16 protein-coding genes are annotated in these 21,297 nt (G+C 49.4%); 1 reads left to right on the top strand and 15 read right to left on the bottom strand.

The window, feature by feature from the left end; genetic code table 11:
- Window positions 1–8: 8 nt before the first annotated feature.
- The 14 genes from MHH46_RS01990 to MHH46_RS01925 form a co-directional block, all read right to left on the bottom strand.
- Complete coding sequence (locus MHH46_RS01990) at window positions 9–695, bottom strand: hypothetical protein (protein ID WP_076192698.1); 687 nt, start codon at window positions 693–695, stop codon at window positions 9–11.
- Window positions 695–1,645, bottom strand: a complete 951-nt coding sequence (locus MHH46_RS01985; RefSeq protein WP_076124657.1) for a sugar phosphate isomerase/epimerase — start codon at window positions 1,643–1,645, stop codon at window positions 695–697. The genes MHH46_RS01990 and MHH46_RS01985 overlap by 1 nt, the downstream gene beginning before the upstream one ends.
- Window positions 1,646–1,679: 34 nt before the next feature.
- A complete protein-coding gene (locus tag MHH46_RS01980; protein ID WP_038568356.1) occupies window positions 1,680–2,552 on the bottom strand; it encodes a carbohydrate ABC transporter permease in 873 nt (290 codons plus the stop codon).
- A 25-nt stretch (window positions 2,553–2,577) separates the two neighbouring features.
- Window positions 2,578–3,480 (bottom strand): sugar ABC transporter permease, encoded by a 903-nt coding sequence (locus tag MHH46_RS01975; RefSeq protein ID WP_038568353.1) that lies wholly within the window; start codon window positions 3,478–3,480, stop codon window positions 2,578–2,580.
- Window positions 3,481–3,554: 74 nt separating this feature from the next.
- Window positions 3,555–5,165: an extracellular solute-binding protein gene (locus MHH46_RS01970; RefSeq protein WP_076124659.1), complete on the bottom strand. Its 1,611-nt coding sequence runs from the start codon at window positions 5,163–5,165 to the stop codon at window positions 3,555–3,557.
- Window positions 5,166–5,541: 376 nt separating this feature from the next.
- Window positions 5,542–7,791 (bottom strand): helix-turn-helix domain-containing protein, encoded by a 2,250-nt coding sequence (locus MHH46_RS01965; protein WP_076192696.1) that lies wholly within the window; start codon window positions 7,789–7,791, stop codon window positions 5,542–5,544.
- Window positions 7,792–8,072: 281 nt separating this feature from the next.
- Complete coding sequence (iolE, locus tag MHH46_RS01960; RefSeq protein WP_076192694.1) at window positions 8,073–8,969, bottom strand: myo-inosose-2 dehydratase; 897 nt, start codon at window positions 8,967–8,969, stop codon at window positions 8,073–8,075.
- A 39-nt stretch (window positions 8,970–9,008) separates the two neighbouring features.
- Window positions 9,009–10,973, bottom strand: a complete 1,965-nt coding sequence (iolD, locus tag MHH46_RS01955) for a 3D-(3,5/4)-trihydroxycyclohexane-1,2-dione acylhydrolase (decyclizing) (RefSeq protein WP_076124664.1) — start codon at window positions 10,971–10,973, stop codon at window positions 9,009–9,011.
- A 26-nt stretch (window positions 10,974–10,999) separates the two neighbouring features.
- Window positions 11,000–12,460 (bottom strand): CoA-acylating methylmalonate-semialdehyde dehydrogenase, encoded by a 1,461-nt coding sequence (locus MHH46_RS01950; RefSeq protein WP_076124665.1) that lies wholly within the window; start codon window positions 12,458–12,460, stop codon window positions 11,000–11,002.
- Between the two features lie 120 nt (window positions 12,461–12,580).
- Window positions 12,581–13,591, bottom strand: a complete 1,011-nt coding sequence (gene iolC, locus MHH46_RS01945; protein WP_076124667.1) for a 5-dehydro-2-deoxygluconokinase — start codon at window positions 13,589–13,591, stop codon at window positions 12,581–12,583.
- Window positions 13,592–13,854: 263 nt separating this feature from the next.
- On the bottom strand, window positions 13,855–14,865 hold the full coding sequence (locus MHH46_RS01940) for a LacI family DNA-binding transcriptional regulator (protein ID WP_076124669.1): 1,011 nt from the start codon (window positions 14,863–14,865) through the stop codon (window positions 13,855–13,857).
- A 181-nt stretch (window positions 14,866–15,046) separates the two neighbouring features.
- Complete coding sequence (iolB, locus tag MHH46_RS01935; RefSeq protein ID WP_076124671.1) at window positions 15,047–15,877, bottom strand: 5-deoxy-glucuronate isomerase; 831 nt, start codon at window positions 15,875–15,877, stop codon at window positions 15,047–15,049.
- Window positions 15,878–15,919: 42 nt separating this feature from the next.
- Window positions 15,920–16,966: an inositol 2-dehydrogenase gene (iolG, locus tag MHH46_RS01930; RefSeq protein ID WP_076185618.1), complete on the bottom strand. Its 1,047-nt coding sequence runs from the start codon at window positions 16,964–16,966 to the stop codon at window positions 15,920–15,922.
- A gap of 127 nt (window positions 16,967–17,093) precedes the next feature.
- Window positions 17,094–18,209, bottom strand: a complete 1,116-nt coding sequence (locus MHH46_RS01925; protein WP_076124674.1) for a glycoside hydrolase family 105 protein — start codon at window positions 18,207–18,209, stop codon at window positions 17,094–17,096.
- A 190-nt stretch (window positions 18,210–18,399) separates the two neighbouring features.
- On the opposite strand from MHH46_RS01925, the gene MHH46_RS01920 reads away from it, so the two are divergent.
- Window positions 18,400–19,311, top strand: coding sequence for an AraC family transcriptional regulator (locus MHH46_RS01920; protein WP_076124676.1), 912 nt, complete (start codon window positions 18,400–18,402; stop codon window positions 19,309–19,311).
- A gap of 639 nt (window positions 19,312–19,950) precedes the next feature.
- Here MHH46_RS01920 and MHH46_RS01915 read toward each other — a convergent pair.
- Entirely contained in the window at window positions 19,951–21,195 is a 1,245-nt protein-coding gene (locus tag MHH46_RS01915) for an OFA family MFS transporter (RefSeq protein WP_076124755.1), read from the bottom strand.
- Window positions 21,196–21,297 lie beyond the last annotated feature (102 nt).

Raw genomic sequence — 21,297 nt, 5'->3', positions numbered from 1 at the left:
CAATCTGCTCAATGTCTGGGTGGTAACAGGAGCTGAAGCCGCGCCAGCTCTTGTCGGATACGTTCAGGAATTTCCGTGAACAGTTGATTCCAAGAAACGAACAATTCCTCCCGGTCCGCATATTCCCAGCACGAATAGGACAGGGAAGGCGTGAACCGGCAGGTTTGCAGATAACGGTGGACAAGACGGTCAGTTTCTCCATCGGACGCCAGAATGCCGTGAAAAAAGTCGCCATAAATCAGACCCTCCGCACCTGCTCCATCCTGTGTACTGGATGCGAATCCCGGTAACAGCTCAAAGACTTCAGGGAACGGGGCAAGAGCATGCTTGCCGGGTTGGACATATAGATCTACCCGTGTCCCGCTTAGATTGCTGCCCCCGCGCAGCAGCGCTTTAAGGAATTTCCCGTGAAAGCTCGCTTCGGCATCCACCACTTCCCCGTCTCTACCGATATAAACCCACACATGCTCCAGATCATATAAATGCTGAATATCATAATCGTAATAAATCGCGTATTCTACAACGGCCAACACATCCGGATGGTTCACAGCTAGACGGCGCCGGAAGGAAGGAGACTCTTCCTCCTGCCGCAACACCGTTATACCGAGACCTACCGGAAAAAATGGCTCGTTCTGATCGAATAATAAGCGCGGAGCATACTTCATAGCTAACCTACGGTCTTCATCGTTCAACATCAGACCTGCCCTCTACGCGCCAACTTGGCCATAAGCAGCCGATGACTTTCAGCAATTTCTTCCGGCTGGCAAGCTGCCTTCAGCTCATACACCTTGACCCGCGCCCGTTCAATCATCGGCAGATAAGCATCATAGAATTCCATATTCCCGCTGTTTACATAAGGGCACCAGTGATCAGACAGACCGATGGTCTCATGAATGTGAACACCTACAATATCATCCATCAGACCTTCCATTTCCCCCACACTGTCGTACAAACCCAAACGGTCCATCATAATGGCATGCCCGGTGTCATACCATATGCCCACAGGCGCTCCTTTTAGCGCCTTAATAATCGTTTTGGCTTCCGCAAGCGTCGGAATCTGCTGCGGTTTGGAACGTGTTTCGATACCAAAGCGTACGTTTAGCCCCTCAGAAACTGCCCGGTTACATACTTCATCTAGGCTTTCAATAATTTTCTGCACATAGCCGGCGCTATAGGCTTCCCGCCGCTCCATCAGTTCCGCCCATTTGCTGCGATAAGCGTTAGAATCTCTACCCTCTCCGTTATAAATCTGCTCCAGCTCTTTGCTGATATCATTTGGAAAGGGTACCTCACCGGGATGCACAACAACAGCCTCTCCTCCGTAACGCTGAGCGTACTTAGCCGAGCCAATCAGCAGCTCAATCGCCCGCTGCCGCTTCTCCTCATCCTCAAAACCTAGCAGCACGGAATCTGTGCCATAATCGGAGTCCTGCACATGCGGGAAGGTGTTGTGGACACTGGAGATCCCCATCTCCCCCCGCTCAAGCATCGGCTCGATCGTTTCCAGCATTTCCTTAGTCACATTATAGTTCAGCTCCACTCGCTGAAAGCCCAGATCGCGGATTTCCCGCAGCATTTCACTGCCGATGGAATGACGCTTAATGTTCCAGCAAGTTGAGAACGAAAATATGCCTTTGTCCTCCATAATTATGTTCTCCTCCCTTGTTACAGCTTACGGTTCAACCTTTTACGGCACCAAGCATTACACCGCTGACAAAATATTTCTGCAGCCATGGATATACGGCAAGGATCGGTACTGTTGCAAAGATAACGGTGGCCGCTTTTAGGCTCTCTGGTGTCAGTGGGGTCCGGTTGGCACCTTCCATTTGTGTCAGTTCGGATACCATGTTGTTCTGCACCATCTGGAACAGCTTGAGCTGGAGCGGATACAAATCCGGATTATTGATATACATCAAAGAATCCTGAAAGCCGTTCCACCTTCCCACTGCGTAGAAAAGCGCCAATGTGGCCATAACCGGCATGGATAGCGGCAATATAATACTCATCAGGGTACGAAGATGGGAACTGCCATCGATTTCGGCCGATTCCTCCAGGCTGGCAGGGATGTTATTGAAAAAGGAGATCAGGATAATCAGGTTAAAGGGGCTGACCAGACCTGGCAGGATAAGCGACCAGACCGAATTAATCAAATGCAAATCACGGATCAACAAATATTCAGGAATAATACCGCCGCTGAAAAACATAGTGATAACGATCAGATACATAAAAAATTTACGGCCCTTCAATTTTCTTTTGGTCAGCGGATAAGCTGCTGCGACAGTGAAAAGCATACACAGCACCGTTGTGGCAAACGTCAGAATAACCGTAAAGACAAGAGAGCGGATCATCGCATTATTGGAAAAAACATTAATGTATGCATTCCAGTTCAATTCAATGGGGAAAATCGTTACTTCTCCAGAAGTAATTGCCCGGTTGGAACTAAGCGACACGGCAATCACATGCAAAAACGGAGCCAAGCAGAACAAAACGAACAAGGCAACAAACGTTATATTGACGATATCGAATATCCGGTTTGAGGTACGTTCACTCATAGCACTCCGCCTCCTTCTTTCTTTATCATAAAATACCGTCTCCGGTCACTTTTTTCGAAATATAGTTGGAGCCAAAAATAAACACCAGTCCCACCACGGCCTGGAACAATCCGACTACAGTAGCCAACGTATATTGTCCGGATTCTAGACCCACCCGGTACACAAAGGTACTGAGCACATCAGAATACTCACGCACAGCAGTGTTACCGATAATGTAAGGGCGGTCAAAGCCGATGCTGACCATCTTTCCCAGATTGAGGATAAGCAGCGTCACGATGGTTGGTTTTATGCTAGGAAGCGTAATGTAGCGGATTTTCTTCAGCCTTGTCGCTCCATCCACTTCAGCAGCTTCAAACAGCTCTCGGTTGACACCGGTTAACGCCGCCAGATAAAGGATAGTCCCCCAACCGGCACTTTGCCAGACGCCTGTGAATAAATAAGTGATCAGCCACGGATTTTTTTCAGTCAGAAACGGGATGGGAGTAAGGCCTAAGCTCTCCAGCACACCGTTCACCATACCGGACTGGTTGCCGAACAATTGATATACGATCCCCCCGATGATCACCCAGGAAATAAAGTGGGGGATATACAAAATCGTCTGCGATATTTTCTTGAACCACACCGAACGAATTTCGAACAGCATAATCGCCAGGATAATCGGAGCCGGAAAAGAGACAAGTAAATCCAGAAAATTCAGCATAAAGGTATTGCGCAAGGTGGTGTAGAACTCTCTCATTCCAAAAACCTCGCGGAACGCATCAAAGCCAATCCACTCGCTGCCTCCAATCCCCTGAAACAAATTGAAATCCTTAAAAGCAATCTGCACACCATACATCGGACCATAGCGGAAGATCAGGAAATAAATAATAGGCAGCGAAAGCAGCGCGTACAATTGCCAATACCGTCTAAAGTATGTCGCTTTGCTCAAGTCGTTTTCCTCCTAAGGAGAAAAACCGGGTGGAGCGCAGCACCATCTCCCCCCGGTTTTCACTATATATTTGTTTATTGAGCCGAAAGTTCCTTAAACGACTTCTCCAGTTCCTCTTTCAGCTTGGTTCCGCCCAAAGTCATGTAATCTTTCATTTCCTGCTCGTAAACCGCTTCAAACTGCTCTGGTTTGGCCATTGCCGTCTTTACAATAATTACGTTGAGCTTATCTTTGAGCGTTGTGCCATATTGCGATTCCGCTTCTATCGGCTTGCCGAAGACGAGCGGCCCCACCGTGTCAGCGTTGGCGATAGCGATAGATTGAGTCAGCATCTCCCGGTTACGTTCCGGAAAGCCCAGCGCCCATGCTTTTTCATTAGTGGCCTGATCACCGATGTTTTTGCCGTTGGAGATAATGGCCATGTCGCCAGCATTAAATAGACGATCGGCGAACTCCTGGGAAACATCTGTTTTGGCCACTGGAATACCGTCTACCAGGTCGTAGTTTTCACCTTCAACGCCATTTTGGATATCAATCAGATTATTATCCGAAGCCATCCAATCAAGATACTTAACGGCTTCCACGGCGCGTTTACTACTCTTCGGAATCATGATGTACATGCCGTTGGAGGCATACCGGGATTTAATGTGCTTGTTATCAACGTTGGCGTTGGTTAAGACGTCTACCGGCAGCACCTTGCTTCCCTCTACATTTTTGTAGAGATTATCCAGGGTACCATCGGCATAGAATAAGACATCCACATCCTCCGACCAGTAGCCTACATTGCCGTTCTGGATATCCTTGGCCAACTGTGTTTTATCCTCGTCCAGACTGAAGTCCTTACTGATCATCCCTTCATTGTAGAGCTTATTAAGAAATTGCAGGGCATCCTTAAAGCCCTCATGCAGCGGCAGCTCATAACGTTGGCTGTAGGTCAGATCGCCGCTGATCGGCTTCATGAAAGAGAAAATCAACGTCTCGAATTGGGCTGGTGCCAGTGCCATGCCCATCGGGATGTTTTTGCTGCCGAGATTGCCCGGATCCTTTTCTTTAAACGCTTTCAAAGTAGTGTACAGCTCATCGGTCGTCGTTGGCACAGGCAATCCTAATTTATCTAACCAATCCTGACGGATGTAGGAGCTATAACGGCCTGTGATCGCCCGTTTACCAGGGATCGCATACTGCTGGCCTTCAAGCTGGCCGAACGCCAGCGTATCCTCGCCAATAAACTTTTTCAGATTCGGGCCATATTCGTCGAGAATTTCTCCGACATCAGTCAAGCCACCTTGCTGGGCATACCGATAAAACACACTGGAATCATACGTAAATACGATATCGGGCACATCCGTATTGCTCGCCATCAAAACATTCAGCTTGGTAACTTCCTCAGAACGCTGGATAGGTACAAATTCTACATCAATGTTATTCGGATCTCCGAACTTTTCCTGCACTAGTTTAGTTAAGTAGTTATTGGTAATGGTATGAGGGGCTGGGCTGTTGCCGCGGTCAAACACTTCCACCTTTAATGTAACGCGCTTGGCACTTTCGCCGGCTGGGGCACCCTCGGATGCTGTGTTGTTTTTAGAATCATTGGAACAGCCTGCTAGCAGAGAAACGCCCATTATTGCGGTTAATCCGATCCCGATTGCTTTCTTCAGAACTCCTTGATGTACGTTCACTGTCATTTTTCCATCCCCTTCGCCCTTGCAGGCTTTAATGGTGTATTTATGATCCCCTAGCCTTAACTCTATCCATCCCCAGCGGAATCCATATCACGTGATGCTTTTTACTGCCGTGCTACTGGGTCGCTTGTTGTTCTGGATGCCCACAGTATTTCATGAATTCCGGCAGTCTGACAATAAACCTCTTTCGGATGCTCATATCCCAGCAAAATCGGACTTCCGGTTTATCCATACAACCATTTTCGTAGAATAAACCGCTTTCAAAAGTGTGAAAATAAAGACCGCATCGGTGTTCGCGCCCTCATCATAGAGGTTGGCGTGCACAGATGCGGTTATAAAAACTATTGTTCACGTGCTATTGGATTAATAAAGTCGGCAGCTATAGTCTGGAGGTCCCGCGCCCGCGCTTTAAAGAACGGTAGTCACCCGGCGTGATTCCTAATACTCGTTTGAATACCCTGCCGAATGTAATTGCATTCGCATACCCCACCTGAAGTGCGATATCCTGCAGCGAACATTCCGTTTCCACTAAAAGCTTTTCGGCTTCCTTCATGCGTAGCTCTGTAAGAAAATCAACAAATTTCATTTTAAATTCTGTTTTAAATAGATAGCTGGCATATTTGCCGGATACCTGAAACCGGTCGCTCAAATGCTTTAGGGAAAGATCGGGATTTGTAAAATTCTCTTCAATATAATTCTTCATCTCGGTTACCATCGCCCGGTAGCTTTTAGTTTCACTGACAGAAACATAAGTGCGGAATAAATCAGTCAAATACTCAAACAAAATCCCCTTCATTTCATCTATGGATTCTGCCTCTTCCAGCCGCTTCAGCTGCTTCTCCGCATTTTCTGCTGACAGCTCATCCTGCAGCTGCTCAGACATGACAGCCACTTCCCGGCTCAGCATCTGTAACATGGCCTGAATTAGAGAGCGAATATCATCATCTTGTAAATAATCCTGTTTAAAACCATCAAAAACACCTTCCAGCAGTTCCCGCCATTGGCCGCTCGACATCCGGAACTGCTTAACAAACTCGGCAATCATTTGTAGATACTTGAATGTCTCAAGAAGCGGCTGGCGCGTTTCTCCAAATTCCGTTAAAGCGATGTCTTCGTGCATTAAAAGCTTGTGCTGCATCACATTCTCCGCTGCCGCATAGGAATCCCGGATCTCCCCTGGCCCAGCCGCCACTGGCCCGATAGCGAAGCTTAAGGAGAGGCGTAAGTTCTGCTCCACCCAGGTGCGGCAGTCCTCAGCGAACACACGGATTTTCTCTGCCATCTCTTCATCACTTCCTGTGGTCAGGAAGAGAATTGCCGCCCGGTCAGTCCCAATCCACTCCGCCCAAGCTTGCAATTCCGCACTCCGCGCCAATTCTTGAAAGACATTCATCAGGGCAAATTTAAGCGTGTTCTGATCGCCCCTTGTATAACGATCTTGAAAAACCTTGTCGTAGCGGTTGATTTCGCTTAGCACAACCATAAAGCGGGATGTGGAATGAGCTCCGGAGAGCGGCGACAGCTCTTCCATCCGCTGGACGACATTGTCCAACCGCTCGCTTTGCAAGAGATCGTTGAAAAGCTTGCTGCGCTGTAACAGCAAATTCTCTCTGCTTTTCTTATCATAATCCGTCATATGGTTGATTAGATCTTCCAGCACCCCGTCAATAAGCATCATTTCGTCCGGTCTGTCGTTGGATTGGTCCAGCTTGCGAATTTGATGACCTTCAATCCGGTTCATAATCACCTGAATTGGCTTATAGTTCCGCCGCGTAACATAGATCAGGTAAAAAATCGCGCACACAACCGTACCTAAGGCAATAGCTACCCAAAGGTAAGAAATCACTGACACCCAGCTGAATAGACTACCCGTTTTGATCCCGCTGGTAAACGTCCAGCCAAGCCTTTCCATATATAAAGTGTTCAACTGCTTCCCATTCTTGGCACCTTCACTGTCCGAATGCGCCTGATAGACCACCTGTCCATCTGCGCCAAATATGGTCAGAAAGGACAACTGTTCGTTGACCATACCGTCGACGATCTGTTCCATTCCGCTCATTTTGAGATTGATTACGAGCACTCCCTCCGAGCCGAAGGGCAGCGGCATACCTTTATTTATGGTAAGCACACGTATAGACGTACGCTGAAATTCATCTTTGTATTCCCTAACAGGCTGCCAGCCTTCCGATAAAGAGCCGGAGGTGATGCGGCCAATCCAATCCTCGTCTACAAATCCTGAAAGGTCCTTTAATCCAGTTTCTGTTAAAACGCTTTCATTTCTCTTGTCATAAAGATAGATGGACTGAATATAGGGCGATTCACGCGTCAGGTTGCGTAGATTCTGGGCAACAGCGTAGACGGTCGCCATATCAATCTGGCCTTGATTGTTAAAATAACGTTTATAAGCATCGCTGCGTTCAGCAGCCTCCAGCACTGACAGTTCAGCTTCCTTGATCGTTCGGTCCACATTATCCATAAGATAACTGGCGGTGATACGGTCCGCTTTTTTAGTTTCCATTCGTGAAATATCATTAATAAATACAAAAGAGGCAAAAATCAGTATCGTCACAGTAAGCAAAAAAATAGGAAAGTAGGACAGCAGCAATCGGCGATACCAGGAACGGAACAATAGATAACCCCCTCTGTACAACCGTTAGGATACCCGGCCACGGTTCAGCCGTTAATGCACGAGTAGTTCATAGATATTTGGCTGCACCATCATGGAAATGGAAACTCTTCCGCCTAATTTGCTGCCATTATAACACATACAACATGAACCCGACCAACGAAGCCATTCGTATTTTATACCTGCTCATTAAAAAGGCGAGGTGCGCACAGCCATAGCCGTGAACCCCCGCATATAAATCTGTCCGAGCAGCCGCCAAGCACCAAGTGGTAGCCCTCCTCGGCCTATAAACCACTCAGATCTCTGATATAACGGCGCGCCTTGATCGCATATTCCAGAGGATCGGCAAGTGCCGGATCCTGCTCCGCTTCCACTACAAACCATCCCGTATAAGAGTAACTTGCCAATTCGCTGAAAATCTCCGCAAAGGATATACATCCATCGCCAGGTACGGTGAATGCGCCCGTTTTTACAGCCTGGAGAAAACTGAGCTGATCCCGCAGCACACGCTGAACAACCTCCGGACGTATATCCTTCAAATGGACATGTTTAATCCGAGGTAAATGGATGCGCAGTACCTCTAAGGGATTCTCACCCGCAAAGGCTAGATGCCCGGTATCGAACAGCAGAGACACCTCTTCCGGTTCCGTGAGCTCCATTAGCTTAGCAATTTCGGCCCCAGTCTGCACCCCTGTCCCCATATGATGATGGTATACAAGCGCCATACCTTTTTCAGCAGCCAGCCGGCCAAGCCCACCCAGTCCATCGGCAAGTGCGGCCCACTCCGCTTCTGTGAATACAGGTTTATTAGCAAACAGCGGCGTATCCATTTGTCCCTGAATACTCCGTCCTTGCTCTGAGACGACAATCACCTTCGCACCCATCTCATATAAAAAATCACGATGCGCGCAAAAAGCCTCCACTGTCTCCTCATATGGCCGCATAGTCAGATACGCGCTGAACCAAGCGCTGGCAATCTCAAGTCCACGAAGCTCAAGTGCCCGGCGCAGCCGTTCCGGAGAGCGTGGATACTTGTTGCCCACCTCGCTTCCCTGAAACCCGGCAAGCGCCATTTCGCTAATGCACTGTTCAAAGGTATTGTCTTTTCCCAGTTCAGGCATATCATCATTAGTCCAAGCGATAGGAGCAATCGCCAGCTTGACCGCATGTTCTTTGAACATCCTCGATTCTACCCCTTCCGTTTCACAGTATTACTAATACTAATAACTGCGGGCCTTTCCAAGCTGTTCAAGCTTCTGCTCGTAGGCAGCCCGAACGGCTTCACTGCCGGACACTTCTGGAACACCAACATTCCACCAGGCTCCGTAACCATGTGTCATTGTCTTGGGCAGCACCTTAATGTCAATTAGGGTGGAACGATCCTGCAGCAGAGCCTCCCTCAAAGCGTCACGCAGCTGCTCAGCCGTTGACGCACGGAAGGTCTTCACTCCATATCCCGCGGCACTTGCTGCATAATCTATGCTTATCAGTTCGCCGCTCAGCTGACCTTCCGGGCCCCGGTAGCGGAATTCAGTCGCCATGCTATCCAGTCCTTGCTCCATCTGCAGGTTGTTGATGCAGCCGAACCCCATGTTATCCAGCAGAATGACGTTGATCTTCTTGTTCTCCTGAAGGCTCGTCACTAGTTCCGAATGCAGCATTTGATAGCTGCCATCGCCCACCAATGCATATACCTCCCGGTCCGGCTCCGCCAATTTCACACCGAGTGCACCGGAGATTTCATACCCCATACACGAAAAGCCATATTCCATATGGTAAGTATCCGGCACAGTGGAATTCCACATCCGCTGCATGTCGCCCGGTAAGCTGCCTGCGGCCCCTATCACAATGGCGTCTTTCGGAAGATATTCATTGAGGATCCCGAGTACCTGTGTTTGCGCCAGCGAAGTGTTCAACTTCGTCGCATATTCAGATAGCTTCTCGTCAAGATGTCCGGCAACTTCCGGCACGAAGGAAACTGAAGAACGATCTGGACGATCTGCCTCCTGATTCACCGTATACTCCACGTCAGATAGACGCTTTCTTTCCACTTCCCATGCCTTTTTTGCCACTACAATTTCATCTGTATAAGCGGTGCGGTAACCGCGCTCCTCCAACGTAGCAGACAGCGCAATAAGACCTTCGGCAGCATCACAGACCACAGCCAGTGCATCCAGCTTGGAGGCATGGTAAAGGGAAGCGTTAATTGTCAGGAACTCCACCTCGGGATGGGCGAACAAACTCTTCGAACCTGTCGTGAAGTCCGTAAACCGGGTACCCACACCGATCACCAGATCCGCTTCTGCGGCCAACGTATTAGCACAGCCATTCCCGGTAACTCCTATGCCACCGAGATTGTAGGCACAGTCGCTTGCCACGGCACTTTTTCCGGCTTGTGTCTCACCGAATGGGATGGCGAACTTCTCCGCAAACGCACGTAATTCCGTCCCTGCATCCGCATATCGGACTCCACCCCCACAGACCAGCAGAGGTCGCTGTTTGCTAGCAATAAGATCAGCTGCTGCAGCAAGCTCATCCGGATGCGGAGTACGGGAAACGATCCGATGGATGCGCTTGCGGAAGAACTCAAGTGGATAGTCCCAGGCCTCCCCTTGCACATCCTGCGGCAGCGCAATCGTGACTGCCCCGGTATCTGCCTGATCAGTCAGCACACGCATCGCGTTCAGCAATGCTGTCATCAGCTGCTCTGGCCGATAAATCCGGTCCCAATATTTGCTCACCGCTTTGAAGGCATCGTTGACCGTTATCGACAGATTGTAGGTATGCTCCATTTGCTGAAGTACCGGATCCGGTTGACGGGTGGCAAAGGTATCGCCGGGGAGCAGCAGCACGGGAATCTGATTCGCCGTCGCAGTGGCAGCGGCTGTCAGCATATTAGCTGAACCCGGTCCTACCGAAGCGGTGCAGGCCATGATTCGCCGTCTGCGGCTCTGCTTGGTAAAGGCAGTCGCCGCATGCACCATTCCTTGCTCATTCCTCCCCTGATAGACCGTCATCTCACCCGGCGCTTCCTGAAGTGCCTGCCCCAGTCCAAGTACATTGCCATGGCCGAAAACGGTGAATATACCGTGTACAAAACGCTCCGGTCCATTGCCAAAGTTCACATATTGCTGGTTCAGAAATTTCACCAGCGCCTGCGCCGTCGTTAATCTAATCGTATCCACGTGAAACCTCCCTTTCGCCGTTTTTGTTACTGCCAGCGGGCAGTGACGACTTTTTTGCGTGTATAAAATTCAACCCCGTCGCTTCCATTCGCATGCAGATCGCCATAGAAGGAATCCTTCCAGCCGGAGAAAGGGAAAAAGGCCATCGGGGCTGGCACTCCGACATTGACACCCAACATGCCTGACTCGATATTTTCCCGGAAATAGCGCACTTTCCCGCCGTCATTCGTAAAAATACAAGCCCCGTTGGCAAAACGAGAGGTATTGGCAATTTCAATCGCCTCTTCTACATCCTTGACACGGATCACTGCCAGGACAGGCGCGAAAATTTCCTCCTGCCAGATTTTCATTTCCCGGGTCACTCTATCAAACAACGTTGGGCCGATAAAATAACCCTGTCCCTGCACCGCAGCATCCGCCCGGCCGTCTCTTAGCAACTTAGCGCCCTCGGCCATGCCTTGTTCAATATAAGCGACCGTTTTGTCTTTATGACTTTGGCGGATAACCGGCCCAAGAAACGTGTCGTCGTCCAAACCATTGCCGATGGTCATCTGCTCACATTCACGCAGGAGGATGGAGATCAGCTCATCAGCAACCTCTTCCTGCACCGTTACCACGGAGCAAGCCATACAGCGCTCTCCCGCAGAGCCGAAGGCTGCGTTGACAATCTGTGTTGCTGAAGCCTCAAGGTTCGCGTCTGCCAACACAATAGAATGATTTTTCGCCCCTGCCAACGCCTGAACCCGCTTCAAACACGCCGTTCCCTTCTTGTAGACATATTCGGCCACCGGCTGTGAGCCAACGAAGGAAATCGCCTTCACATCAGGATGCTCCAGCAGGCCGTTTACCACCTCATGTGCACCGTTAACCAGATTGAGCACACCTTTCGGAAGCCCGGCTTCCTCTAGCAATTCGACCAAACGCGCTGCCAGCAGCGGTGTGCGTTCGGAGGGCTTCAGCACAAAGGTATTCCCACAGGCGATGGCCAACGGGAACATCCAGCAAGGCACCATCATCGGAAAATTAAACGGTGTAATCCCGCCGACTACACCGATGGGATAGCGATACATTCCAGACTCGATGCCTGTCGCGATGTCGGGCAGCTGCCGGCCCATCATCAGCGTCGGCGCACCTGCCGCAAATTCCACACACTCAATGCCGCGCTGTACCTCTCCGTAGGCCTCTTTGAAGCTTTTTCCATTCTCCAGCGTGATCGTCTTCGCCAGTTCATCCCAATGGTCCACCAGCAGCTGCTGATATTTGAACAAGATCCGCGCTCTGCGCGGCACCGGTGTCTTGGACCAGCTTGCAAAAGCCGCCTTTGCCGCCGCCACTGCCCGATCAACATCGACTCTGCTGGACAGCGGAACCCTTGCCATCTCCTCACCAGACGCTGGATTGTATACCGTTTCTGTCTTCTCCGCAGCCGCCTCAACCCACTGCCCGTCAATATAGTTGTTCAGCACTTGCACGGTTTGCTGTGCCATTCTACTCACTCCTTCATCTCTATTAATGCGATCCCGCGGATGTAATCTAATCTAATCTAATCTTGCATAGCTATTCGATCTGGGGTTGTTTGAGTTGTGTCCTCTCCAACCTCTGCCTACTTACTCTGCACCTGAAGTGATTTCCTCGTTAGACAATAAAAACGCTTCCAATTCGTCCAAGGTTGGCATGGCATCCGAACAGCTGTGGCGGGAGATGACAATGGATGCCGACGCGCTGCCGCGGCGCATGGCCTCACCGACGCTTTCTCCCCGCATTAGACTGTGAATGAAGGCTGAGGCGTAAGAATCTCCGGCTCCAAATGTCTTCAATACTTTAGCGGGAAAAATACCGCTCCGATGCTTCTGCCCATCCGCCGTGTAGGAGATTGAACCACTCCCGCCATGCTTGATAACGACCAGCTTTGCTTGGTGCGAGAACCAGCGGTTAACTGTTGCTTCGTCATCTGCATCTGTCACATTGTACAGGCTCTCCATCATATTAAATTCCTCACGGGTACCGATGATACAATCGCATTTCTCAGCTGCCAGATTATAATAGACCGCTGTTTCTGCGGCTGACTTCCAAGTATAGGGGCGATAATCCAGATCAAAAAATACAGTGACATTGTGCTTGCGGGCGAACTCCAAAGCGACAAACACAGCCTCACGGGACGGACTTTGTGCCAGTGCAGTACCTGAGATCAGCAGTGCCTTGGACTTCCGAATATACTCTTCCGAGATCTCCTCCGTACTCAGCAGCAAATCAGCCACATGATCCCGGTACATCAGAATGCTGCACTCCTGAGGACTCTTTATTTCAGTAAAAGCAAGCCCAGTCACTGCACCGGTCTGGTCAACGCGCACCTGGCTATCGTCAATGCCATTCCTTTGCAGATAAGTTCGGATAAAACGGCCCATCTGATCATCGGAAATCTTACCGATAAAGCCAGTGCGCATCCCTAGCCGTGCTGCTCCAATTACGATATTGGCGGGAGAGCCGCCGACATATTTGGTAAACGTCAGTGTCTCTTCCATTGGTCTTCCGGTTTCATTAGCGTTTAAGTCAATACAGAGCCGACCGACAGCAATTAAATCCAGCGGTCGTGCAGGATCGAACTGTAAACCGTTCATTATGACGCCTCCTTGAGAAAACTTCAGTAAAATGGATTAATGAGATACAACAATCATCGGGGGATGGGTTAAGCGCTTAACCTAATTTCCATTAGTATAGTTTAGAAATTGGAGTTTGGCAATCCTGAACTTAAACGAAGTTGGGAACTGAACCCATGTACCAGAAAAAAACAAAGAAAAGACCTGTCCCTCGCCGCTAAGCGAGGTACAGGTCTTCAGATAGGAGTCGGCGTTCTTACTCCGTTTGTAGAGTTTGTGTCTTCCTAATGCGGTGCCGGTCCGGTGGAATGGCGGACTATCAGTTCCGGCATCAGCATGATCTTGCGCTTAGGACTATCGGGATTGTCGATAGATTCGTTCAGCAGAATCATCGCCTGTTCCGTCATCTCACGCAGAGGCTGAGCAATGCTGGTCAAGGTGGGATGGCAAATTTCAGCCAGCATTGTATTGTCAAAACCCACCACGGACAGATCACGGGGTATTGACAAGCCTGCGCTGCGCGCCTCCTTCAATATCCCAATCGCGAGCAGATCGTTGCAGGCGAATATGGCGGTCGGCCGGTCTTCCTGCGCCTGAGCCAGCATCGCGGCAGCCGCTTTGCGGCCGTTCTCCAGCGTGGCTGAAGTATGCGTGAGATTAGCGGGATTGTCAAAGCCAACACCCGCTGCCTTGAGCGCATCCATAAAGCCTTCCACGCGCAGCTTACTCCCCGGTAAATTGTCAGAGATAATGCCGAGCCTGCGATGGCCCAGGGACAACAGATATTCTGTCGCCTGATAGCCTCCCTTATAGTCATCCACCGTGACGCTGTTGCTCTCCATCCTCCGGATATCAGCCGAAAATAACACAAGCGGTACGTGATCAGCCAGCAGGCGGCGGACCATATCTGGATTCCCTGTATGAGAAGCAATGATTATACCGTCCACCCGTTTACGCAGGAGCAGTGAGATATACCGGGCCGCCTTCTCATCATCCCGGTCAGTACTGCATACAATCAAGTCGCTTCCCTGCTCCTGGGCATAATCCTCAATACCTCGGGCCGCCTCAGCAAAAAAAGGGTTGGAAATATCGGGAATCATCAGCCCGATCGTTCCCGTTCGGCGACTCGTCAGCGCAGAGGCCACCAGACTCGGCTGGTAATTCAGCTCCTCCATGATCCGATGAACCTTCTCCCGTGTCTTATCGCTAATTCTCCCGTTCTTGTTCAACACCTTGGACACCGTAGCGATGGAGACTCCCGCTTCCCGTGCCACATCATATATCGTAGGTTTCATCGTTAGTGAGCCCGCCTTTACGTTCGTACAATCCTATACCTAGATTATAAGGAACTCTTCTGACAGTGTCTATTCAGCGGTGCAAGAGACTCTGTTACTGTGGCGATCATTTGGTCAATACATCGACACAAAGAAGGAGCCTCCGCCTTGCGGAAGCCCCCTTTTCGTGCGTGCTGCTACACTATTTCTTCTTATCCTTCTGGTGTTGCTGCATCTCGAACAGCCATTCATGTTCCGGATCATTATGAAAAACCCATGTGCGGACCGGACCTGCCATCACATTGAGATAATAAGAATCATAACCCGGCGGAGCCGATACAGGATGATAGCCCTCCGGAACCAATACAATACTGCGGTCAGACACGGCCATCGTCTCATCAAGGCTGCGATCGTCATTATACACCCGCTGCACTACAAAACCATGAGCCGGGTTAACCCGGTGGTAGTATGTCTCTTCCAGGTAAGACTCAGCAGGTAGATTGTCACAGTCATGCTTGTGCGGAGGATAGCTGGACCAATTGCCGCCACCCGTACGTACTTCCACGACCAGCAGGCTCTCGGCTTCACTCTGCTCAGGCAAAATGTTGACCACTCGCCGTGACATACTGCCAGAACCGCGGGCTTCGGCCACAGTATCGCACGAAGCGATCAAACGCGGCGCATATTTACCCGTTCCTGGTGCAAGGCAAACCGCAAGTTCCAGCTCCGTCAAGGCCGTAACTTCATAATGCCCTCCCGCCGGAATATACACCGCATACGGCGGCAAATCCTCAAATACAGACATACGTTCACCGATCCCGGCGAACAACTGGGCGCCTGCTCTCACATCCGCCTTGCCCGCCAGCAGCACCAGACAGATTTCATTCCCTTCCGCGCTGCGGCTCAGCGTATCCCCAACCTGCAGCTGGTACACTTCAAAACCTACATACTCCCATCCAGCGCTCTCCTTGCTAACTGCCGCTACAAGTCCATCTTTGCCGGGTGCTCCGGCTTTTATGATTAGATTGGACATCTTCACAGACCTCCCCCATCTTCCTTCAGCATCTGCATCCGCTTACAAAGCTTGTGTTGCCGATATTCCCTCTCCGGCACAAGAAGACAACTTGACCGGAAGCCCGGTAAGATAGGATTCCTTAGCGGCTTCGGCAATCCGTTCCGCCTGTTGCCCGTCAAGCCCGCTGCAAATGATAGGCTCCTGCAGGCGGATTGCCCGGGCAAACGCGGCAACCTCTTCTACGAAAGCCTGGTTATACCGCTCGAGAAAGAAATGAAGCGGCTGATCGCGTGTGACCGAAGCAGCGGTTGAAACCTCTACAGTTGTTGGACGGCAGTTGTCGGCGGTGGCTGAGCCGCAGGAACCGAACACCTCCACGCGTTGATCATAACCATATACAGCCTTACGGCTGTTATCAATGACGCAGATTGCGCCACTGGCAAAGGTCAGCGTGATGACAGCTGTATCCACATCATCGCAGCGCCCAAACATCGGATCAACGAGATTGGCACCTCGGGTATAAACTTCTGTTACTTCCTCACCCATCAGATAACGGGCCATATCAAAATCGTGAATCGTCATATCCATAAACATCCCGCCGGAAGACCGCACATAAGCCTCACCCGGAGGCTGCGGATCACGTGATGTGATCTTCACAATATGTGGACTGCCTAGCTCTCCTGATTGAACCAGTTGCTTAAGTTTGCGGAAGCTAGGGTCCATTCGCCGGTTGAAGCCGACCTGTAGCAATACACCCTCATCCTCCACTATCTTCAGTGCCTGGTGGGTAAACTCTGACGACAGGCTGATCGGCTTTTCACAGAAAATATGTTTTCCAGCCCGGGCTGCTAGCTCAATCCAAGAGGCGTGGGTATCCGTAGGTGTGCAGATAAACACAGCCTCGATTTCAGGGTCATTCAGAATGTCTTGCCCATTCACAAATGCAGAGCCAAGATTCCGGCTCTCTGCCCAGACCAGCAATTCCTCACTTACCACAGCCTCCGCAATGGATTTCAACTTAAACGACGGCATCACACGCAGATTATCTGCATGAAGCCGGCCAATTCTGCCTGCCCCAATAATGCCAACTACGATCGGATTTACCATGTTTGCTTATCCTCCTTTGAGGTAAGCGCTTAACCATCCCGAAAATAGTATACTCCAAGCACAAGTGAAGTTACAAGCAAATATTTCTCCAGCTTTTTTAACTCTCTCCTTAGCTATCTACTCCTCCTCAACAGTAATGTAACGCTTCACCTAGTGCGACTAAAACCATGGCCTGTCCGTAGGCCATAGGGGCAATAATGATTTCCTTATAATCTTCTTTTGCAGCACCAATCGGAGTGCCGCCGGATACACCAAGCACCGTGCCTTCATCGTCAATTCTGTCCAGCACCGCCCGGATCGCTTTCAGGGCATGATTTGCATACGATTCCGGCAACAACCCCCTGCGTACGCTATGCAAAATACCCGCTGCGATAGCTGCTGAGCCTGACGTTTCAGTATAACTGCTAGAGTCGTCCAGCAGCGTATGCCATAATCCGTCTCCGCTCTGGCAGGCTAATAAAGCTGTTGCCTGTGCGTTCAGGATCTGTTGAAGATATTCAAACACTCCACTGTCCAGATACGGCCCCATCAACTCCAGGTATTCTGGCAGACCGAGTGTAAACCAGCTATTGCCCCGGCACCAGAAGGCTCCACTGAAATTATGCCGGCCGCCAAAATGCCAGCCATGAAAAAACAGCCCCGTCTTTTTATCATACAGGTATTTGATATGCAGCAACAGTTGGTAAAGCGACGCTTGCCGCCATGCGGAATTATCGTATTTCACACCCATTTTTGCCGTGAACAAAATAGCCATAAATAACGTATCAATCCAGATTTCATTATCATTGAGCGTAACTTCATCCTTGCTCGCTCCTGTTGTGACATGCTGATAACCAGACTCCTCCGTCCGCGGCAGGTCATGCATCAACCACTGCACCCATTCCAGGCTTAATTCCTCCGCTTCCTTCAGTTCCATTAATGACAGCAACGGCGCTGTTGTATTGATATTCCGGCTCGGCAGTCCCTTGCCCAGTTGCTTGCTCATCCAAAGCTTGGCATATTCTTGATAACGCTCATCCTTGAAATGCTGCTCAAGCTTTTGAAGTCCGTAAAGCCCCACTCCCTGCGGCCAATCCCATTCCTCCATGCCAAAATCACGAGCAAAATACCCCCGTCGTCCCGCATTCTCCCCTAAATTTTGCAGTTCGGCTTCGTTTTCCGGCCGCTCCAGCTTCAGCAGCTTATCCGTCACGCGGTTCAGCTTTTCAATGATCTCAACTTTACTAATCCGGCTGTTGTTCATCTGTTTCCCGCCCCTTCGCCTGCTATTTTGGGTCTTCCCTCATGTTGGGTAGTTCCATTCACCCGTAATATATCAAACCATTCCATACAAAAACTACTTTATATTTGCTGTAATAACCCTCATATATTGCAAATCTTGCTTTTCTGAACCTATAATAAGTGCATATTACAGAATAAGGCGGTGAGAGCATTTGCTTGAAAGCGACTTACTGTACGAACAAGGGTATAGCGTACGTATCAACACGCCCGTTGACCCCCTTTTTTATTATTTTGATTATGACCAGCGTTCTCATGATATCAATATGGAGTTTCAGCATTTTCATGATTTTTACGAGATTCATATCTTAATGGATTCCCGAGCCACTCATATTATCGATGGTAATGTCTGCGCCCTCCAGCAGTATGACATCGTGCTTCTGCGTCCTTATCGGTTGCATAAGACACAATATCCGGAAGGGCCGCCGTTTAAGCGGCTGATCATAAACTTCGCCATGCCCAAGGATATACCCGGTTTAGAGAACGCTTACAAAAGTATGTTTCTCTCATTTTGGGAAGAAATACCGATCTACCGTTTGCCAAAAGAGTTGCGCAAAGCCGTATTTGATCCTCTTAACGCTATCTTCACCTTATCACACAGCACTTCACCGTTAAATCCAGTACTGATTCACAGCCTTTTCCAACAGTTCCTCTGTGCTTTATACCAGCGTAGAGACCAGAACAGCTATGTCCCAGAGGAGATCGGAAATGCCATTATGCAAAAAATCTACTCGATCACCGCATACATCCATAGCCATTACAACAGCGAGTTGTCCCTTGATTTCCTCGCTAAAGAGTTCTTTATCAGCTCCTATTACTTATCACACCAATTTAAGTTAATTACCGGCTCCACGCTGACAGAATATATTCAGATGACCCGGGTCCGTAATGCCCAGCAATTGCTGATCTACACCCGCCTGAAGATTTCCGAGATCGCCGGGCAATGCGGATTCAACAGCTTCTCCCAGTTCAACCGCATATTCAATAAACTTAGCGGGATGTCCCCATCCGAGTTCCGCAAGAATCAGGTCATATCCAACACTGCTTCGACCACATTTTCCTATTGATGTACTTGCTTACCTAGTTACAAAAAATCCGCTGTACGTCCGACAAATCTATCTACCCTCTAAGTAACTATATTGAGCAGTAACAGAGGCAATGTTTAGACGCAAAAGAGAGCCGAAGGGAAAGGGATAGCAAAAGCGATGGTGCAGGCACACACATGTTGGTATAGATGCAGGTACTGGTGTAGGTGCTCGTAGTGATGTAGGTGCTGGTGATGTAGGTACTGATGTTGGTGCTGGTGCTGGTGCTGGTGCTGGTGCTGGTGCTGGTGCTGGTGCTGGTGCTGGGGCTGGGGTAGTCACGTTTAACTGTATTTAATACAACTATTTTTTCACGCATCACGCCACCATTAGATATAGCTGTATTTGGTGCAACTATTTCCTTGGTTTTTTCGCCTCTAAGCAACATCTCGAGTTTTTAGTTGTACAGAATACAGCTAAAATCCGAAGATTCACTATTTCATACGGAATAGTTGCACAGAATGCAGTTACTTCTCAGATCCCATCAAAACTCCTTCTCCCAATTGAAGATAATCCGCCCAAACAAGTCACAGCTCAGCAAGCCACCACAAATCAAAAAAACCAGGCAGCGATTCTCCACTAACGGGAGAATCGCTGCCTGGTTCTAGCTTCAATTACATCTTAAGCCGTACGTTCCGTTGCTTTGAGACGCAGCGCTTTTTTCTCTTTCGACTTCGCCACTGGCGGTTTCAGAGAAATCGCGATGATGCAGGCCAGCAGGCACAAGAGGCCAAAGATAACAAAGGTTGGTTTAAATCCGCCTAGGAAGACGGCGATAAACGAACCGGAAAGGGCACCAATACCAAAACCTTGGTAAACAATTCCGTAGTTCTTACTGTGATTTTTCAGTCCGAAGAAGTCGCTGACAATGGCGGGGAACACCGTGATATTCCCGCCAAAGCAGAACGCAATGGCTGCTACACAAGTGAAGAAAAGTCCGAAATTCAGGGTCGCGTAGCTGAGGGTCAGCATAGCCGCCGCAGTTACAGCAAGCGATGCGCCTACCAGCTTCAAGCGACTCATTTTGTCAGATAAAGCACCCAGAATTAAACGTCCCGCTGTATTAAAGATCGCAATCATAGCCACCGCACTAGCTGCTGTCTGTACATCAAGTCCAGCCAGCTGCACGCCGATATCTTTTACAATACCGATCAAATACAGACCACACATACAAGCGGTGAAAAAGATGATAAATAGCAGATAAGCTTCTTTTGTCCGCAGCATTTCTTTGACCGTATAGTCTTTCGGTGAACTCATTACTGTAGCTGTCGTTGAACCCGCTGGTGCTGGGGCCGCTTGAACCGGAGCTTCTCTTACGAGCAAGGAACCGATTACAATCATGCCCATAACAATCAAACCCCAATACATAAATGTATTAGACACACCCACTGAGTCAATCAACCCGCCGTTAATATATTTAAAGATCAAACTCCCCGTTCCATAAGCACCAACGGACACGCCGGAGATTAAACCTTTATTATTCGGAAACCATTTAATTAAATTAGATAATGAAGTGATATAAGCTGTCCCATCCGCAAAACCAACGATCACCCCAACCAATAAATAGAACATGAAGAGTGAATTGGCTTGAGAGCTAAGAATCAATCCTAGTCCGAGCACAATCCCAGCAGTAGCAGTCAAACGGCGAAGCCCGAAACGATCCTGCAGCTTCCCTGCGAACAAAGTCGCGAAAGCGAGTGCAAAGCTCGTTATAGAAAAAGTAATCGAAACGGAGTTAAGCTCCCAGCCAAATTTTGTTACCAGATGCGCATTAAATAAACTCCATGTATAGATGGTACCTAGGCCCATTTGCATAATTACTGTACCTAATACGATTAGCCACCGTTTGGTGCTTTTGCTGTCCATTGTCGTAGTCATGGTCTTTTCCTTCTTTCTCTCTCGTTGTCTGCTACAAGAGCTTCTATCGCCTCTTTATTGTAGCTAAACCAGCCGATGTTGAGAGAAATC

The sequence above is a fragment of the Paenibacillus sp. FSL H8-0175 genome, from assembly GCF_045040615.1.
GTDB lineage: Bacteria > Bacillota > Bacilli > Paenibacillales > Paenibacillaceae > Paenibacillus_AQ > Paenibacillus_AQ odorifer.
The sequence above is the reverse complement of the archived record's forward strand: the minus strand, read 5'-3'. Positions and strand labels throughout refer to the sequence as shown.

Bases quoted from the DNA above. Each gene is read 5' to 3' on its own strand.
- MHH46_RS01990 (WP_076192698.1), bottom strand. From the start codon at position 695: ATGTTGAACGATGAAGACCGTAGGTTAGCTATGAAGTATGCTCCGCGC.
- MHH46_RS01985 (WP_076124657.1), bottom strand. From the start codon at position 1,645: ATGGAGGACAAAGGCATATTTTCGTTCTCAACTTGCTGGAACATTAAG.
- MHH46_RS01980 (WP_038568356.1), bottom strand. From the start codon at position 2,552: ATGAGTGAACGTACCTCAAACCGGATATTCGATATCGTCAATATAACG.
- MHH46_RS01970 (WP_076124659.1), bottom strand. From the start codon at position 5,165: ATGACAGTGAACGTACATCAAGGAGTTCTGAAGAAAGCAATCGGGATC.
- iolE (WP_076192694.1), bottom strand. From the start codon at position 8,969: ATGTTCAAAGAACATGCGGTCAAGCTGGCGATTGCTCCTATCGCTTGG.
- MHH46_RS01950 (WP_076124665.1), bottom strand. From the start codon at position 12,460: ATGGCACAGCAAACCGTGCAAGTGCTGAACAACTATATTGACGGGCAG.
- iolC (WP_076124667.1), bottom strand. From the start codon at position 13,591: ATGAACGGTTTACAGTTCGATCCTGCACGACCGCTGGATTTAATTGCT.
- MHH46_RS01940 (WP_076124669.1), bottom strand. From the start codon at position 14,865: ATGAAACCTACGATATATGATGTGGCACGGGAAGCGGGAGTCTCCATC.
- iolB (WP_076124671.1), bottom strand. From the start codon at position 15,877: ATGTCCAATCTAATCATAAAAGCCGGAGCACCCGGCAAAGATGGACTT.
- iolG (WP_076185618.1), bottom strand. From the start codon at position 16,966: ATGGTAAATCCGATCGTAGTTGGCATTATTGGGGCAGGCAGAATTGGC.
- MHH46_RS01925 (WP_076124674.1), bottom strand. From the start codon at position 18,209: ATGAACAACAGCCGGATTAGTAAAGTTGAGATCATTGAAAAGCTGAAC.
- MHH46_RS01915 (WP_076124755.1), bottom strand. From the start codon at position 21,195: ATGGACAGCAAAAGCACCAAACGGTGGCTAATCGTATTAGGTACAGTA.